This is a genomic window from Saccharothrix sp. DSM 118769, from assembly GCF_052936295.1.
This window is the reverse complement of the sequence record NZ_CP193627.1, coordinates 7,650,831-7,667,667: the sequence shown is the minus strand read 5'-3', so window position 1 is coordinate 7,667,667 and position 16,837 is coordinate 7,650,831. Positions and strand designations below refer to the sequence as shown.

The 16,837-nt window shown below is 73.3% G+C and carries 14 protein-coding genes and 2 pseudogenes; 6 read left to right on the top strand and 10 right to left on the bottom strand.

Annotated features, from left to right (window positions below; translation table 11 throughout):
- Positions 1 to 16 precede the first annotated feature (16 nt).
- The gene (locus tag ACRAKJ_RS32115) at positions 17 to 676 is read right to left on the bottom strand and encodes a 4'-phosphopantetheinyl transferase superfamily protein (RefSeq protein ID WP_438921921.1); all 660 of its coding nucleotides are present in this window, start codon (positions 674 to 676) and stop codon (positions 17 to 19) included.
- On the bottom strand, positions 673 to 1,518 hold the full coding sequence (locus ACRAKJ_RS32110) for a metallophosphoesterase (RefSeq protein WP_438921920.1): 846 nt from the start codon (positions 1,516 to 1,518) through the stop codon (positions 673 to 675). The genes ACRAKJ_RS32115 and ACRAKJ_RS32110 overlap by 4 nt, the downstream gene beginning before the upstream one ends.
- Positions 1,519 to 1,933: 415 nt before the next feature.
- Here ACRAKJ_RS32110 and ACRAKJ_RS32105 point away from each other — a divergent pair.
- Positions 1,934 to 2,275 (top strand): annotated as a pseudogene (locus ACRAKJ_RS32105) (transposase); the annotation flags it as partial.
- A gap of 95 nt (positions 2,276 to 2,370) precedes the next feature.
- Positions 2,371 to 2,625 (top strand): hypothetical protein, encoded by a 255-nt coding sequence (locus tag ACRAKJ_RS32100; RefSeq protein ID WP_438921919.1) that lies wholly within the window; start codon positions 2,371 to 2,373, stop codon positions 2,623 to 2,625.
- Between the two features lie 101 nt (positions 2,626 to 2,726).
- Here the strand turns inward: ACRAKJ_RS32100 and ACRAKJ_RS32095 are convergent, their stop codons facing one another.
- The 7 genes from ACRAKJ_RS32095 to ACRAKJ_RS32065 all read right to left on the bottom strand — a co-directional run bounded on the left by ACRAKJ_RS32095 (position 2,727) and on the right by ACRAKJ_RS32065 (position 12,880).
- Positions 2,727 to 3,899, bottom strand: coding sequence for a histidine kinase (locus ACRAKJ_RS32095; RefSeq protein ID WP_438921918.1), 1,173 nt, complete (start codon positions 3,897 to 3,899; stop codon positions 2,727 to 2,729).
- Positions 3,896 to 5,617: a sodium:solute symporter family transporter gene (locus ACRAKJ_RS32090; protein ID WP_438921917.1), complete on the bottom strand. Its 1,722-nt coding sequence runs from the start codon at positions 5,615 to 5,617 to the stop codon at positions 3,896 to 3,898. Before ACRAKJ_RS32090 ends, ACRAKJ_RS32095 begins: the two co-directional genes overlap by 4 nt.
- Complete coding sequence (locus ACRAKJ_RS32085; RefSeq protein ID WP_438921916.1) at positions 5,614 to 5,964, bottom strand: DUF485 domain-containing protein; 351 nt, start codon at positions 5,962 to 5,964, stop codon at positions 5,614 to 5,616. The genes ACRAKJ_RS32090 and ACRAKJ_RS32085 overlap by 4 nt, the downstream gene beginning before the upstream one ends.
- 95 nt (positions 5,965 to 6,059) lie before the next feature.
- Positions 6,060 to 6,899, bottom strand: coding sequence for a response regulator (locus tag ACRAKJ_RS32080; protein WP_438921915.1), 840 nt, complete (start codon positions 6,897 to 6,899; stop codon positions 6,060 to 6,062).
- A 32-nt stretch (positions 6,900 to 6,931) separates the two neighbouring features.
- Positions 6,932 to 7,240, bottom strand: a complete 309-nt coding sequence (locus ACRAKJ_RS32075; protein WP_438921914.1) for a hypothetical protein — start codon at positions 7,238 to 7,240, stop codon at positions 6,932 to 6,934.
- A 125-nt stretch (positions 7,241 to 7,365) separates the two neighbouring features.
- On the bottom strand, positions 7,366 to 10,320 hold the full coding sequence (locus ACRAKJ_RS32070) for a BTAD domain-containing putative transcriptional regulator (RefSeq protein ID WP_438921913.1): 2,955 nt from the start codon (positions 10,318 to 10,320) through the stop codon (positions 7,366 to 7,368).
- Between the two features lie 76 nt (positions 10,321 to 10,396).
- Positions 10,397 to 12,880, bottom strand: coding sequence for a DUF3516 domain-containing protein (locus ACRAKJ_RS32065; protein WP_438921912.1), 2,484 nt, complete (start codon positions 12,878 to 12,880; stop codon positions 10,397 to 10,399).
- Positions 12,881 to 13,195: 315 nt separating this feature from the next.
- On the opposite strand from ACRAKJ_RS32065, the gene ACRAKJ_RS32060 reads away from it, so the two are divergent.
- The 4 genes and pseudogenes from ACRAKJ_RS32060 to ACRAKJ_RS32045 all read left to right on the top strand — a co-directional run bounded on the left by ACRAKJ_RS32060 (position 13,196) and on the right by ACRAKJ_RS32045 (position 15,596).
- A complete protein-coding gene (locus tag ACRAKJ_RS32060; RefSeq protein WP_438921911.1) occupies positions 13,196 to 13,882 on the top strand; it encodes an energy-coupling factor ABC transporter permease in 687 nt (228 codons plus the stop codon).
- Positions 13,879 to 14,163, top strand: a complete 285-nt coding sequence (locus ACRAKJ_RS32055) for a PDGLE domain-containing protein (RefSeq protein ID WP_438921910.1) — start codon at positions 13,879 to 13,881, stop codon at positions 14,161 to 14,163. Before ACRAKJ_RS32060 ends, ACRAKJ_RS32055 begins: the two co-directional genes overlap by 4 nt.
- A pseudogene (locus tag ACRAKJ_RS32050) lies at positions 14,160 to 14,756 on the top strand (energy-coupling factor transporter transmembrane component T family protein); the annotation flags it as partial. The gene ACRAKJ_RS32055 and the pseudogene ACRAKJ_RS32050, both read left to right, overlap by 4 nt.
- Positions 14,757 to 14,816: 60 nt before the next feature.
- On the top strand, positions 14,817 to 15,596 hold the full coding sequence (locus ACRAKJ_RS32045; RefSeq protein WP_438921953.1) for an ATP-binding cassette domain-containing protein: 780 nt from the start codon (positions 14,817 to 14,819) through the stop codon (positions 15,594 to 15,596).
- Here ACRAKJ_RS32045 and ACRAKJ_RS32040 read toward each other — a convergent pair.
- On the bottom strand, positions 15,593 to 16,723 hold the full coding sequence (locus ACRAKJ_RS32040) for a lytic polysaccharide monooxygenase (RefSeq protein ID WP_438921909.1): 1,131 nt from the start codon (positions 16,721 to 16,723) through the stop codon (positions 15,593 to 15,595). The genes ACRAKJ_RS32045 and ACRAKJ_RS32040 overlap by 4 nt on opposite strands.
- Positions 16,724 to 16,837 lie beyond the last annotated feature (114 nt).

The window sequence follows — 16,837 nt, the reverse complement described above, 5'->3', positions numbered from 1 at the left end:
TGCCCCTCGCCGGTGATCAGCGCGCGGGTACCGCGATCGCGGTCACCACAAACCCCTCCCGGGCCAGCCACCGCCCGGTGAACCCGTCCAGGGTGGTCCCGTCCACCACCGGGGGCTCGATCAGGACGCGCGCGCTGAACGTGCCGTCGTCCGGGTTGATGGTCACCTCGGCGTCCTCGAACCCCAGCCACGCCCGCGTCAGCGGGAACCACGCCTTGTAGACGGTCTCCTTCGCGCTGAACAGCAGCCGGTCCCAGGCGACCTTGTCGCCCGCCGCGCGCAGCCCGGGCATCCTGGCCAGCTCGCCGGGCACGGCGATGGCCTCCAGGACGCCGTCGGGCGTCGGCTCGTTCGGCTCGGCGTCGATGCCGATGGTCCACACCTCGTCGGTGCGCCCCACGGCCGCCGCCCGGTAGCCCTTGCAGTGGGTGATGCTGCCGACCACGCCCGCGGGCCACGTCGGCTCGCGCCTCGGGCCGGGCAGCAGCGGCACGGGGGGGAACCCGAGGCCCGCGAGCGCCGTGCGCGCGCAGTGCCGGCCGGTGGCGAACTCCTTGCGCCTCTTGTCCACGGCCTTGGCGACGTGCTCCTCCTCCTCGGGGAACAGCACCACCCCGTCGGGGTCGCCGAAGAAGTCCACCGCCGAGACCGGCGGGAGCAGCAGGTCGGTGATCACCGGGCGTCCCCTTCGCGCAGCACGTCCAGCAGCGGCGCGGCGGTCCAGCCGCGCGGCTGCCACTCGCGGGGGTAGCCCAGCGAGACCTCGTCGAAGCGCACGCCGTCCTTGCGGATCGTGCGCGGGATGTGCAGGTGGCCGTACACCGCGACCGCCGCCCGGAACCGCACGTGCCAGTCGGCCGTCTTCTCGGTCCCGCACCACAACGCGAATTCGGGGTACCGCAGCACGAACGTGGGATCGCGCACGAGGGGCCAGTGGTTGATCAGCACCGTCCGCAGCGACGGGTCGACCGCCTCCAGCCGCCGCTCGGTCTCCTCCACGCGCGCCGCGCACCACGCCTCGCGGCTCGGGTACGGGTCGGGGTGCAGGAAGTACTCGTCGGTGCAGATGATCCCGGCCTCCTGCGCCACGGCCAGCGCGGACGCCTTGTCGGAGGTCCCGGCGGGCCGGAACGTGTAGTCGTACAGGGTGAACAGCGGGGCCACCGCCACCGGGCCGCCCGCGCCCTCGAACACCGCGAACTCGTCCTCGGGCGTGCGCACGCCGATGCTGCGGCACAGCTCCACCAGCTGCTTGTAGCGCACTTCGCCGCGCGCCTGCACCGGGTCGTCCTTGGTGGTCCACAGCTCGTGGTTGCCGGGGGACCAGACCACCTCGGCGAACCGCCCGCGCAGCGTGCTCAGCACCCACTCGACGTCGTCGAAGCGTTCACCCACGTCACCGGCCACGATCAGCCAGTCGGCGGGGGAGTGCGGTCGAAGCGCATCGACGAACTTGCGGTTCTGCTCGTACGTCACGTGCAGGTCGCTGGTGGCGAGGAGGCGTGGCGGGGTGGTCACCCCCCGAGCGTATCCCCGGCGACCGGCATCGGGGAGTGACCGCTCATCCGCTCGTCGCGCTGGTAACGCCGTTCGGCGGAGCACTGGTGGCCGCGTGACGCTCGACCGCCCCGTTCGGCGCGCGTTCCCTTACCAGTGAGCGTCCGACTTCCTAGCGTGATGGGCATCACGACAGTCCTGGGCGGAGGACCTGATGAGCAACCAAGTACGACCTGTGCAACCGTTCGGGCGAACGGTGGGCGCCGAGATCGCCCGCCAGGTGCAGCACCACCAGCACCCGGCGGTCGCGCCCCGGAGGACCGACGACGCCGCCCTGGCGATGTTGCTGCGCGCCCGCCAGCGCGGTGACGCCCAGCGGCAGGAGCCGTGGGTCCGCCGGGCGCCGGAAGCGCCTCCCCGTCCGCCGCACGCGGACGTGATCGAGCAGTTGGCGGTGCGCCTCGTGCCGCCGGCCCTGTGGGCCGCGGTCGAACCGCTCATCCCACCCGCCAAGGTCCGCCGCCAGGGCGGTGGCCGCGGCCGGGTGTCGGACCGGGCGATCTTCACCGCGATCGTGTTCGTCCTGACCAGCGGCTGTGCCTGGCGGCACCTGCCCGCGACGTTCGGCGTCACCGTGCCGACGGTGCACCGGCGGTTCCAGGAGTGGACCGAGGCGGGCCTGTGGCTGCGCCTGCGCCGGGTGGTCGCGGAGGGCGCGTCCGACGACGCGGAGTGGCTGCGGCTGGTCCTGGAGGCCGCGGAGCGCCGGGGCGCCCGCGCGGCCGGTTAGGGAAAGACGGACCACGAGCGGGCGTCCCAGTCGCTGAACCGGGGCGCCCGCTCGCCCGTGTTCCCCCCAGGAGGTGTCCCACCATGACCGACCTGTCCCGAAGAGACCTCGCCCTGCTCCGCGCCACCGCCGCCGACCGCGTGGAGCTGACCGGCAGCGCCGAACCCGACGCCCGGGTCGACGCCCTGCCGTTCAGCGACCCCTGCACCGCCCGCGCCCTGGTCCGCGCGGGCCTGCTCGAACCGACCACCCGCGTGGCCGTGTCCGAGTGGAGCCGCGCCCGCCTGACCGCCGCCGGCCGCGCCGCCCTCACCCCCGGCCCGCTCGCGGCGGCTTAGTCCCGCGGCGGCGGGACCAGCCTTCCGCACGCCCCACCCCGCGCACCTCCGGTCGCCGCTCCGGACGAGAGCCCCGTGCCGGAAGGCGGACCGAAGCCGTGTCAGGCGTGCACGCCCGCCGAGTACTTCGGCACCCGCACGCTGATCTTCGTCCCCATCCCCTGCGCGGTCTCCACGACGAGACCGTAGTCGTCGCCGTAGCAGCGCCTCAGCCGTTCGTCGATGTTGCCCAGACCTATACCCGCCGTCGCGCCGACCTGACCCGCCAAAGTGCGGCGCAGCGCGTCGGGGTCCATGCCGATGCCGTCGTCCTCAATGGTGATGTGCGCCTCCTGGCCCGCGTCGGCGGCGAGGATCGTGATGTGGCCCGGCCCGACCTTGCCCTCCATGCCGTGCCGGACCGCGTTCTCCACCAGCGGTTGCAGGCAGAGGAACGGGACGGTCACCGGGAGGACCTCCGGCGCGATCTGCAACGTCACCTTCAGGCGCTCGCCGAACCTCGCCCGCTCCAGGGCCAGGTACTGGTCGATCGACTTCAGCTCCTCCGACAGCGTGGTGAAGTCGCCCGCCCGGCGGAACGAGTAGCGGGTGAAGTCGGCGAAGTCGAGCAGCAGGGTCCGCGCCCGCTCGGGGTCGGTCCGCACGTAGGACGCGATGGCGGACAGCGAGTTGTAGATGAAGTGCGGGGAGATCTGGGCGCGCAGCGCGCGCACCTCGGCCTCCACCAACCGCGTCCGCGACCGGTCCAGCTCGGCCAGCTCCAGCTGGCCCGACGCCCACCGCGCCACCTCGTTCGTCGCCCGCACGAGCCCCGCCGACGCCTCCCGGCTGTACGCCGCCAGCACGCCCACCACCCGGCCCTCCACGGTGAGCGGCGCCAGCACCGCCGTGTGCACGGGGCAGTCGGCGGTCGTGCAGGTGATGTCGAACGCCCGCGTGCGGCCGGTGCCGAACACGTCCTCCGCCAGCCGCATCACCTCGGCCGCGTGGTGCCCGCCGCCGCCCTCCCAGGCCACGACCTCCGTCTCGTCGGTCAGCGCCAGCGCGGGCGTGCCGAGCAGCGTGCGCAGGTGCCGGGCCGACTTCTTCGCCGCCTCCGGCACGAGCCCGGCGCGCAGCGGCGGCGCCGCCGACCACGCCGTGTGCAGCGTCTCGAACGTGATCCGCTGCTCGTTGGTGAGGAAGTCGTTGCGGGACAACGACGTGCGCCACAGCGTGATCACCACGGCGAGCCCGGCGAGCAGTATCGCGCCCACCGTCCACACCGCGGTCACAACCGGTCCTGACTGCGCAGTCCCAGGTTCTCCGGCGCGTGCAACCGCACCATCACGTGGTTCACCCCCGGCGGCACCCTGCGCGGCGTCAGCAGCGACACCGCGAACATCACGACGAACCCGAGCGGCACGGTCCACGCCGCGGGCCGGGCCAGGAACACGTGGTACCACGCGTCGGCGCCGCGCGAGCTGATCGTCACCAGACCGGCCACCAGGGCGGGCACCCCGCCCGCGAGCATCCCGGCCACCGCGCCCGCCGTGGAGATGCGGGTGCTCCAGATGCCCAGCACGAGCAGCGGGCACAGCGACGACGCGGCCACCGCGAACGCCAGGCCCACCATGTCCGCCACCGGCACCTTGCCCACCAGCCACGTCATGCCCAGCGGCACGACCACCGCCAGCACCGTCGACACCCGGAACCCGCGCACCGACCGCAGCCGCAGCACGTCCCGGCTCAGCACGCCCGCCAGCGACACCATCAGGCCCGACGAGGTGGACAGGAACGCCGCGAACGCGCCACCGGCCACCAGCGCGCCCAGCAGCTGCCCGCCCAGCCCCTCGACGACCCGGCCGGGCAGCGCCAGCACCACCGCGTCCGTGTCGCCGGTCATCAGCAGCTCCGGCGTGTAGAGCCGGCCGAGCGCGCCGTAGATCGGCGGCATCAGGTAGAACAGGCCGAGCATGCCCAGCACGATCAGCGTCGTCCGCCGCGCCGCCCGCCCATTGGGGTTGGTGTAGAAGCGCACGATCACGTGCGGCAGGCCCATCGTGCCCAGGAAGGTGGCGATGATCAGCGAGTACACCGCGTACAGCGGGAACCGCTCGCCGCCGCGCATCGGCAGCGCCCACACCTCGTTGGTGCTCGTCGGGATCGACCGCACGTGCGGCACCGCCGAGCCCTGGGAGAACGTCAGCCGCGTCCCGGCGTCGGCGGTGTGGTCGCCCACGGACAGCGCGCCGCCGCCGTCGACCCGCTGCCCGTCGACCACCCCCGTGCCGCTGAACGGCGTCGTCTCCGAGACGTGGAACGCGGTGCCGGTGTCGAACGACACCGTCGTGCGCTCCGGGAACTCGGGGAACTCCGGCCCGGCCAGCTCCTTCGCGCCCTGCGCGTGCCAGGCCATCACCAGGAACACCACGGGCACCGCGATGGCGGTCAGCTTGAGCCAGTACTGGAACGCCTGCACGAACGTGATGCTGCGCATCCCGCCGGAGATGACGTTGGACGTCACCACGACCGCCACCACCAGCGCGCCCACCCAGTCCGGCGCGCCCGTCACGTAGTTCAGCGTCAGGCCCGCGCCCTGGAGCTGCGGCAGCAGGTACAGCCACCCGATGCCCAGCGCGAACATCGAGGCCACCGCGCGCACCGCGGGCGAGGCGAACCTGGCCTCGGCGAAGTCGGGCAGCGTGTACGCGCCGCTGCGGCGCAGGGGCGCCGCGACCAGCGCCAGCAGCACCAGGTAGCCGGCGGTGTAGCCGACCGGGAACCACAGCATGTCCGGACCGTGCGCGAAGATCAGCCCGGCGATGCCCACGAACGACGCCGCCGACAGGTACTCGCCGCCGATCGCCGAGGCGTTCCACCACGGCGACACCGTCCGCGAGGCGACGAAGAAGTCCGACGTGGTGCGCGAGATCCGCAGCCCGTAGGTGCCGACCGTGACCGTGCCGATCGCCACGACCAGGACGGCGATGATGCCGTAGGTGCTGCTCACGAACGTTCCACCAGCTCCGCGAACTCGCGCTCGCCGCGCTCGGCCTGCCGGATGTAGAACCAGCCGGCCAGCACGAACACCGGGAACACCAGCACGCCGAGCAGCAGCCACGGCAGGGGCAGGCCGAACAGGCGCTGCGCGGCGATCGACGGCGCCAGCGCGAACACCAGCGGCAGGGCCGCCACGCTGCCGCACACCACCGCGCACAGCAGCAGCCCGAGCCGCCGCTGGGTGCGGATCAGCGACCTCATGTAGACCGCGCCCAGCTCGCTCTGCTCGTCGATCTCCCGCGACGCCGGGTACGGGCGGGGCGCGCGCGGCGCGCGCGTGCGGGGGCTCGTCACCACCACCCGCTGCTTCGGCGGCGCCGGCTCCGGCTTCGGCGGTTCCGGCCGCCGGGGGGTCGGCCTCGGCGGGGTCGGCTTCGGCGGGGTCGGGCCGGTCACAGCGGCTGCCGGTTGCGGCGCACCAGCAGCTGCCGCAGGTGCCGGGCGTGCCGCCGGCTCACCGGCAGCACCGCGCCCCCGATGTTCACGCTCAGGTGGCCGTCCTCCAGGCGCAGCTCGTCGATGTGCCCGAGCGACACCAGGTGGCTGCGGTGGATGCGCACGAACCCGGCGGACCGCCAGCGCTCCTCCAGCCCGTTGAGGGCGGCGCGGACCAGCCCGCTGCCGGTCGCGGTGTGCAGGCGGGCGTAGTCGCCGTGCGCCTCCACGTACCGGATGTCGGCGAGCCGGATGAACCGCGTGATGCCGCCGAGTTCGACGGGGATGACCTCGTCACCCACGTCCGGCGCTTTTTCCGCGGGCGCGACCGGCGCCGGCTCCGGTGATTTGGAATCGAGCACCTCGTGCACGATCCGGTGAACGGATTCGGCCAACCGTTCGGGTCGGACCGGTTTGAGGAGGTAGTCGAGCGCTTTCAGCTCGAACGCCTCCACCGCCGGTTCCTGGTGCGCGGTGACGAACACGATGGGCGGCGGCTGCGCGAACCGCGACAGCACGCGCGCCAGGTCCAGCCCGTCCAGGCCCGGCATCCGGATGTCGAGGAACACCGCGTCCACCGGCTGCCCGGCGTCCATGGCCCGGTGCAGCGTGCGCAGCGCCTTCGTCGCGTCGCCCACCGCCTCCACGTGCGCCACCCGCGGGTCGGAGCGCAGCAGGTAGACCAGGTCGTCCAGGGCGGGGGCCTCGTCGTCGACCGCGAGCACCCGCAGCGTCCGTTCGAGCGCCCCCCGGCGCTCCGGGCCCTCGCAGAGGGGGCAGGGGAGTCCTGAGGTCATGGAGTTCCAATGCGGTGGTCGGGCGTCGTCGATCAGACCAGTGGACGCCCATCCTCACCCCTGGGGGTGGTCAGGGGCAATGACCGCCGCGCCGCCTGCGCGTCACCCAGGGTCATCTCCAGCTCCAGGGACGCCTCCTCGGCCCGCCGGGCGGCCAGCGACACCGACGCGGCGGCGGCGCTGCCCACGAACCGGCGGGTGGGCTCCTGCAACCGGCGCACCGCGTCGGACCACTCGTCGGCCATCCGCGCCAGTTCGGTGAGCACCGACACCAGTTCGTCGGGACCCCGGGGCACCCCTTCCGCGATCCGCGCCAGGGCGACGTGCGGATCGGTCGTCATGAGATCCCCCAAACACGCTCAAGAAGCATCGAAACCCGATGTTCCCGCCGGTGGTGGGGCGGGTCAACGGCTCGTGGCAGTGGTCTCAGTTGGTCCCGCACACCGAAACACCGCGGAAACGCACGTCACGTCAACTCGGCGATCGCCTCGGCGGTCGTGCGCTCGACGAGGCCGAAACCGCCGCGCGCGGCGAGGTCGTGGCCGATCCGGGCGTGGCGGAGGGCCTCGGCGCGGCGGCCCTCCGCGACCAGGGCGCGCACCAGGTGGGCGTGCGAGCGGACCACGCCGTAGCGGTACTCGCAGGAGTCGGCCAGCTCCAGCGCGCGCAGGTGCGCGGCCACGGCGCGGGCCGGTTTGCCCAGGTGGCGCAGGACCAGGCCGAGGGAGTTGTGCACCTCGGACTCGATGCGCGGGCTGCCGCCCAGCTCCTGGACGAGCGCGAGGGCGCGCTGGGCGGTGCGCAGGGCCTCCGGGTGCTCGCCGGCCAGGCAGAGGGCGGCGGCGAGGTGCGCCATGCCCTCGGCGCGGGCGTGCCGGGCGCCCGTGCGGAACCAGGCGGAGAGGGCGCCGCGCAGCAGGTCGACGGCGCCCCGGTGGTCGCCCGTCGCCGTGCGGCACCGGGCCAGCAGGGCCGCGCAGGTGGCCTCCACGTTCGCCCCGTTCGCGGCCCGCGCCAGGGCCAGGCCCCGGGTCAGCAGCCCGGCCGCGCCCTCCGGGTCGCCCCGCACCAGGCTCACCGCGCCCCGGCCCGCCAGCACGCCGATCCGGACGTGCGGGCCCGCCCAGTCCTCGCCGGTCAGCGACTCCATCCGGTCGAACGCGGCGGTCGCCGCCGCGAAGTCGCCCAGCTCCACGTTCACCACGCCGTCCAGGCCGGTGTGCAGCCACACCAGGCGGCCCACCGGCCGGGCCTCCGCCAGGTAGCGCTGCGCCACCCGCAGGTTGCCGAGGTTGCGGTGCTCGGCGGCCAGCCACACCAGCATCGACGTCTCCGCGTCGTGGTCGCCCGCCGCGCGCGCCGCGCCGAGGGCCGCGTCGATGGCGTGCAGGAACTCCACGTGGTGCCCGTGCGACCCGAAGTACCCGCTGACCGCGTCGATGAGCTGCCACGACAGCTCGCGCGGCCCGTGCTCGGCGCAGTGCTCGGTCGCCGCCAGCACGCTCGCCCGCTCCGCCGTGAGCCACGCCCGCGCCACCTCGGGGTTCATCCGCGGCGGCCCGGACACGCCCAGCTCCGGGTACAGCACGTCGCCGACCTCGACCGCGGTGCGCAGGTACCAGTCGAACAGCCGCCGCCGCGCCGCGCCCAGGTCCTCGCAGGCCGCCTCGGCCCGGTCGGCGGCGTAGTCGTGCAGCAGGTCGTGCACCGCGAACCGGTCCGCGCCGACCCGCTGCACGAGGTGCGCCGACGCCAGGTCCTCCAGCAGCCTGCGCGCCACCGCCTCGGGCGCGTCCAGCAGCGCCGCCGCGCCGAACACGCTGAAGTCCGGCCCCGGCAGCAGCCCGGTCAGCCGGAACAGCCGCGCCGCGTCGGGCGTCAGCGCCCGGTAGGACAGGTCGAACGCCCGCCGCACGGCCGCCGTGTCGTCGTTGTCCACGGCCAGCGCCGTCAGCCGGTCGCCGCCGCGCAGGTCGTCCACGTAGGCCGCGACGTCCAGGTGCGGGGCGCCGACGAGGTTGCCCAGCGCTATCCGCAGCGCCAGCGGCAGGTAGCCGCACAGCCGGGCCAGCTCGCCGATCGCGTCGAACTGCGCCACCGCCGCCTCCGGCCCGAGCGAGCGGGCCAGCAGCTTCCACGCCTCGTCGCCGCGCAGCACGTCCAGCCGCACGGTCGTCGCCCGCAGCGGCCGGCGCAGCTCGTTGCGGCTGGTCACCAGCACCGAGCAGCCGGGGTCGCCGGGCAGCAGCGGCAGCACCTGCTCGACGGACGCGGCGTTGTCCAGGGTGATCAGCACCCGCCGGCCGCGCAGCCGCGCCCGGTAGTTGCGGACCAGCTCCTCCTCGCCCACCGGGATGTGGTCGGACCGCACGCCCATGGCCCGCAGGAACCGCGCGAGCACCGCGGACGTCGTCAGCGGCGGCGACGTCGAGTACCCGCGCAGGTTCGCGTACAGCTGCCCGTCCGGGTACCGGTCGCGCACCGCGTGCCCCACGGAGATCGCGAACGCCGTCTTGCCCACGCCCGGTAGCCCGCACACCACCACGGTCGCCGCGGCCCGCGTCAGCAGCCCCTTCACCCGGGTCATCTCCGCGGTGCGGCCCACGAAGTTGCCGACCGGCGCGGGCAGCTGCGACACCGGCGCCCACGTGCCCGCCGCGGGCCGGTGCAGCGCCGGGTCACCGGTGAGGATCGCGTGGTGCACCGCGCGCAGCGAGTCGCTCGGGTCCACGCCCAGCTCGCGCGCCAGCGCCGTCGACGCCTGCCGGTAGGCGTCCAGCGCGTCGGCCTGCCGGTCGACCCGGTACAGCGCCACCATCAGCTGCGACCAGAACCGCTCCCGCAGCGGGTGCTGCGCGGTGAGCCTGCGCAGGTCGGGGATCACCTCGTCGCACCGGCCCAGTCGCAGCTTCACGTCCACCAGCTCGGAGGTCACCCGCAGCCGCTGCTCGGCCAGGTTCGGCGCCTCCGCCTCGTGCAGCGCCCCGGACGGCACGTCGGCCAGCGGCGCGCCCCGCCAGCAGCCCAGCGCGTCCTCGTACGCCGTGCACGACGCGGTGAGGTCACCCGCCGCCGCCAGCTCCGCGCCCCGCGCGGACCACTCCTCGAAGCGGTGCAGGTCCAACGCGCCGGGCGGCAGGTCGATGCGGTAGCCGGTGGGCGTGGTGCGGATCAGCTGCGGGTCGCCGAGCGCGCGCCGCAGCCGCATCACGTACACCGGCAGGGTCTGCCCCGCCCGGTCCGGCGGCGACTCGCCCCACACCCGGCGGATCAGGTCGCCCGCGGGCACGGACCGGTTCGCGCCCAGCAGCAGGGTGGCCAGGACGATCCGGTGCTTGGCGGCGGTGATCGGGACCGGGCGGCCGTCGCGGCGGACCAGGAGCGGTCCCAGCACGCCGAACTCGTCCCGCGACAGCGTCACCCGCCTCCGTCCACACCGACCGACCCTGGGACATGCTGGTGCTCCCGCCCGTACCGGAGTACCACCGGATGGCCCCCTACAGCCTTCCCACCTCGGTGATGTGGAGGACGGCCGTGCCGACCTCGTCGGACTCGGTCAGGTCCACCTCGGCGCTGAAACCCCAGTCGTGGTCCTTCGCCGGGTCGTCGAAGACCTGCCGCACCAGCCAGCGCTCCGGCTCGACGGTGATCAGCAGCATCGCCGGGCCGCGCGCGTCGGGACCGAGGCCGATGTCCTCGTGCTCCTCGAAGTACGGGTCCAGCGCGTCCTGCCACTCCTCGGCGGTCCAGCCCGAGTCGCCGTCGAGCTGGCCCAGCTCGTAGTAGTTGCGGCGCGCGGCCAGCTCCACCCGCCGGAACAGGGCGTTGCGCACCAGCACCCGGAACGCCCGCAGGTTGCGCGTGACGCCGGGCGGCACGTCGTCCTGCACCGTCTTCTCGGGGTCGTCGTCCGGGTTCCGGAGCTTCTCCCACTCGTCGAGCAGGCTGGAGTCCACCTGGCGCACGAGTTCGCCGAGCCACTCCTGGAGGTCGCTCAGCTCCTCGGTCTTCGCGTCCTCGGGCACGGTCTGCCGCAGCGCCTTGAAGGCGTCGGCCAGGTACCGCAGCACCAGGCCCTCGGACCGCGCGAGCTGGTAGTACGACACGTACTCGGCGAACGTCATGGCCCGCTCGAACATGTCGCGCACCACCGACTTGGGCGACAGGTGGTGGTCGGCGACCCACGGGTGGCCGCGCCGGTAGGTGGTGAACGCGGCCTCCAGCAGCTCCTGGAGGGGCTTCGGGTACGTCACCTCCTCCAGCAGCTCCATCCGCTGGTCGTACTCGATGCCCTCGGACTTCATCGCCCCGATGGCCTCGCCGCGCGCCTTGTGCTCCTGCGCCGACAGCACCTGGCGCGGGTCGTCCAGGGTGGACTCCACGACCGAGAGCACGTCGAGCGCGTACGACGGCGACTCCTTGTCCAGCAGCTCGACCGCGGCCAGCGCGAACGGCGACAGCGGCTGGTTGAGCGCGAAGTTCACCTGGAGGTCCACGGTCAGGCGGATGTCGTCGCCCTGCCGCTCCACCACGCCCGCCGCCAGCAGCCCCCGGTACATCTGGATGGCGCGCAGGACGTGACGGCGCTGCGCGGGCCGGTCCTCGTGGTTGTCCTCCAGCAGGTGGCGCATCGCGGCGAACGCGTTGCCCTGCCGGCCGATGACGTTGAGCAGCATCGCGTGGCTGACCTGGAAGCTCGACGTCAGCGGCTCCGGCTCGGCGTTCTTGAGCCGCTCGAACGTCTGGTCGCTCCACGACACGAAGCCCTCGGGCGCCTTCTTGCGCACCACCTTGCGCCGCTTCTTCGGGTCGTCGCCCGCCTTGGCCAGCGCCTTCTCGTTCTCCACCACGTGGTCGGGGGCCTGCACCACGACCGTGCCCACGGTGTCGTAGCCGGCGCGGCCCGCGCGACCCGCGATCTGGTGGAACTCGCGCGCCTTGAGGTGCCGGGTGCGCTGCCCGTCGTACTTCGACAGCGCGGTGAACACCACCGTGCGGATCGGCACGTTGATGCCCACGCCGAGCGTGTCCGTGCCGCAGATGACCTTGAGCAGGCCCGCCTGGGCCAGCTGCTCCACCAGCCGCCGGTACTTCGGCAGCATGCCCGCGTGGTGCACGCCGATGCCGTGCCGCACCAGCCGCGACAGCGTCTTGCCGAAGCCGGACGTGAAGCGGAACCGGCCGATCATCGCCGCGATCGCGTCCTTCTCGGCGCGGGTGGCGACGTTGACGCTCATCAGCGACTGCGCGCGTTCGAGGGCGGACGCCTGGGTGAAGTGCACGACGTAGACCGGGGCCTCGCGGCCGTGCAGCAGCTCCTCGATCGTCTCGTGCAGCGGCGTGGTGACGTACTGGAAGTTCAGCGGCACCGGGCGCTCGGCGGAGCGGACCGTCGTCGTCGTGCGGCCCGTGCGCCGGGTCAGGTCCTTCTCGAAGAACGAGACGTCGCCCAGCGTCGCCGACATCAGCAGGAACTGCGCCTGCGGCAGCTCGATCAGCGGCACCTGCCACGCCCAGCCCCGGTCGGGCTCGGAGTAGAAGTGGAACTCGTCCATCACGACCTGGCCGACGTCGGCCGCCGTGCCGTCGCGCAGCGCGATGTTGGCCAGGATCTCGGCCGTGCAGCAGATGATCGGCGCGGTCTCGTTGACGCTCGCGTCGCCGGTCATCATGCCGACGTTCTCCGCGCCGAACGTGTCGATGAGCGCGAAGAACTTCTCGGAGACCAGGGCCTTGATGGGCGCGGTGTAGAACGTCCGCTTGCCCTCGGCCAGCGCGGCGAAGTGCGCGCCGGTGGCCACCAGCGACTTGCCCGAGCCGGTGGGGGTGCTGAGGATGACGTTCGAGCCGGAGACGATCTCGATGAGCGCCTCCTGCTGCGCCGGGTACAGCGACAGCCCCCGGTCGGACGCCCACTCGGCGAACGCGTCGTAGAGGAGGTCGGGCTCGGGGGTCGGCGGCAGCCGGTCGGTGAGAGTCATCGCAGGCAGAGCATAGTGGCAACCCGCGGCGAGGGGCGCCCGCGTGATCGTCCCCGGCGGGCCGCCGTCCGGTGGCCGGTGGCCGGGCCACCGGACGGACGACCCGTCGGGCCGGCACGACGCGGTGCACCACCGGTCGGCCTGCCGTCGCCGGATCAGCGCCTTCACCTCTTCGAGTGAACCGGTCCCGGGGGCGGGTGGACGCGGATCGACATCGGGACCGCGGCGGGCGTGGCGGTGCGCGTGATCACCTGCACTTCTTTTGTTGTTGCACTGAGCTGGCCAGAGCAGCGGACCGGCAACTAGCGTGGAGCCGTGACCGAACCCGTGGCGATGCACATGAGCGACGGCCTGCTCAACGCGCCGACGTCGCTGCTGTTCGTGGCGGTCGCCGCGGCGGGGGTGGCCGTGGCGCTGGCGAAGGCGCGCGGCGACCTCGACGACCGGACCGCGCCGATGGCCGGCCTCGTGGCGGCCTTCGTGTTCGCCACCCAGATGCTGAACTTCCCGGTGCTGCCGGGCGTGAGCGGTCACCTGCTGGGCGGCGCGCTGGCCGCCATCCTGGTCGGGCCGTGGGTCGGCGCGCTGTGCGTGACGATCGTGCTGGTCGTGCAGTCGCTGTTCTTCGCCGACGGCGGCGTGACGGCGCTGGGCGCGAACATCACCAACATGGCGTTGATCGGCACCGCCGTCGGCTACCTGACCGCGGTGGCGCTGCGCGGGCTCGCCCGGCGCGGCAGGGGCGGTCTGGCGGCGGTCGCGTTCGTGTCCGCCCTGGTCAACACGGTGCTCGCGTCGGCGGGCTTCGTCCTGGAGTACGCGATCGGCGGGCAGGGCGGGGTCGCGCTCGGCACGGTGGCGGTCGCGGTGCTCGGCGTGCACGTGCTCATCGGCGTCGGCGAGGGCCTGATCACGGCGGTCACCGTGACCGCGGTCGCGGCGGTCCGCCCCGACCTCGTGCACCTGCTGCGCGGGGCACGACAGGAGCTGGAGCTGAAGTGAAGCGCTTCTTCCTCGGGTTCGCCGTCGTCAGCCTGCTGCTGGCGGGGGTCGTCTCGTACTTCGCGAGCGCGGACCCGGACGGGCTGGACCACGTCACCGAGGAGCACGGCATCGCCGAGCACGCCGCCGACCACCCGCTGGGCGGCGGACCGCTCGCGGACTACGCGCTGGGCGGCGACGACCGGTTCACCGGCCTGGCCGGCGTGGTCGGCGTGGTGGTCACGCTCGCCGTCGCGGGCGGCCTGTTCTGGCTGCTGCGCAAGCGGTCGACCACGAGGTGAGCGCCGGGCACCACGGGTTCCTGCACCGGCCGGGCGACTCGCCGGTGCACCGCCTCCCGCCGCAGGTCAAGATCGTCGCGACGGTCGTGGGCGTGCTGTGCGTGGTGGCCACGCCCCGCGACGCGCACTGGGCGTTCGGCGCGTACCTGCTCGCCCTCGGCGCGGTGTGGGCGGTGGCCCGGGTCCCGGTCGGCTGGTTCGCCGTCCGCTCGGTGATCGAGCTGCCGTTCGTGCTGCTCGCGCTGGTGCTGCCGTTCACCGGCCCGGGGGAGCGGGTGGACGTGCTGGGCCTGCCGGTGTCGGTGGAGGGCGCGCTGGCCGGGTGGAACATCCTGGCCAAGGGCACGCTCGGCCTGCTGACCTCGCTCACCCTGGCCGCGACGACCGCGCCGCACGACCTGCTGCTCGGCCTGCAACGGCTGCGGATGCCGTCGGTGCTGGTCACGATCGCCACGCTGATGCTGCGCTACGCCGAGGTCGTGGTGGGCGAGGCGAAGCGGATGCGGGTGGCGCGCGTCTCGCGCGGCGACGACCCGAGGTTCCTGTGGCAGCTCGGCGCGACCGCGCGCGGCGTGGGCAGCCTGTTCATCCGGTCCTACGAACGCGGTGAGAGGGTGCACCTGGCGATGGTGTCGCGCGGCTGGACGGGCCGGATGCCCGACAGGAGCGGCGCGGGCGGGGGGAGCGCGGTGGTCGCGGCGTCGGGTCCCGCCCTCGTGGTCGACCGGCTCGCCTACGCCTACCCCGACGGCCACCAGGCCCTCTTCGGCATCGACCTGGTCGTCCAGCGGGGCGAGCGGGTCGCCGTCCTCGGCCCCAACGGCGCCGGCAAGACGACGTTCGCGCTGCACCTCAACGGGGTGCTCGGCGGCGGCTCCGGCCGGGTCGAGGTCGCCGGGCTGCCGGTGGAGAAGGCGAACCTGCGGGAGGTCCGCCGCCGCGTCGGCGTCGTCTTCCAGGACCCCGACGACCAGCTGTTCCTGCCCACCGTCCGGCAGGACGTGGCGTTCGGCCCGGCGAACTTCGGGCTGCGCGGCGAGGAGCTGGACGCCCGCGTGCGGCAGGCGCTGGAGGCGGTGGGCATGGAGGGGTTCGCCGACCGGTCGCCGCTGCACCTGTCCGGCGGTCAGCGGCGGCGGGTCGCGCTGGCCACCGTGCTGGCCTGCGACCCGGAGGTGCTGGTGCTCGACGAGCCCTCGGCGAACCTGGAACCGGTGGCCCGCCGAGAGCTGGCCGAGGTGCTGCTGCGGTTGGACCGCACCATGCTGATGGTCACCCACGACCTGCCCTACGCGGTGCAGCTGTGCCCGCGCAGCGTCCTGGTGGACGGCGGCGTCGTGGTGGCCGACGGGCCGACCCGGGAGCTCCTGGCCGACGCCGAGCTGCTCGCCCGGCACCGGTTGGAGCTCCCGTTCGGCTTCCGGCTCGACTAGGGACTGGTGCAGGTGACCGTCGGCAGCGAGTTCGTGCCGGTGTAACCGGCCGTGAAGCCGAACTTCACCGACGACTCGGGCGCCACCGACCTGTTCCAGTCTACGTTCTTCACGACCACCTCGGACCCGGAACCGGACCGCACGCCGTTCCAGACGCTGTTGACCGTCTGCCCGTTGGCGTAGGTCCACCTCGCGGTCCAGCCGTTGTAGGCGCTCGTGCTGTGGTTCATGATCTCGACCTCGCCCTGGAAGCCGCCCGACCACGCGCTGGTGATCTTGTAGATCGCCATGCAGTGCGCGTCACCCGGCGGGTTCGTCGTGGTGGTCGTCGGGGTCGTGGTGGTGGTCGACGTGGGCGTCGTCGTCGTGGTGCTGGTCGTGGTGGTGGTGGTCGTCGTCGTGGTGCCGCCGCCCCCGTTGCCGACGCCGGTCTCCTGGCCGTTGCCGCCGTCGAACACGACGTCGGAGCAGTTGTAGAACGTCTCCTGGCTGTCCGAGCGGGTCCACACCGAGTAGATGATGTGGCGGCCCGACTTGCCGGACGGCAGGTTCGCGTTCCAGTAGTACTGGCCGTCCACGGTGCCCACCGACCCGCGCGCGGGCGGGTTGGTCACGCTGTGGAAGGGCGTGCTCTCCAGGTCGTCCCAGGACAGCGCCCGGGTCGGGCTCCAGCTGTCCTTGGTGACGTACAGGTGGAAGGTGCCCGGGTGGGCGGCCCACATGTTGTAGGACCAGCCGAAGTTCGCGCCCGCGGTCAGGTGCGTCACCGGGTAGTCGTTGCGCGCGATGTCGAACCCGGAGAACGTCGGGTTGCCGCCGCTGCACAGCTTGCCGTCCGGGATGAAGCCGCGCGTGCGGCCGCCACCGTCGGAGCGCAGCACGCCGAACCAGTTGTAGAGGGCGTTGGTGCCGCCCGCGGACACCGCGGCGGAACACGCCGGGTTCTGCGGGGCGATGTTGCCCTGCGGGCTCAGGCCGTCCTTCCAGCACAGGAAGGTCCGGCTGCCCGGCTTCATCATGGCGCCGTGCGCGTTCGCCGCCGTCGGGCTGACCACGTTCACGAGCACCGCGACCAGCAGGCCGGCCACACCGGCCGCGGCCAGCGAGATCCATCGTCGGGCCGTCACGTCGTTCACCTCCTCGTTGAGGTTCTGGGAACGCTCCCAGGAAACGTGCCGACTCTAACGGCGTCCGATGCGCTGTGTGAATCTTCAGCTACCCAGTGCGACCGTATGGCCGCA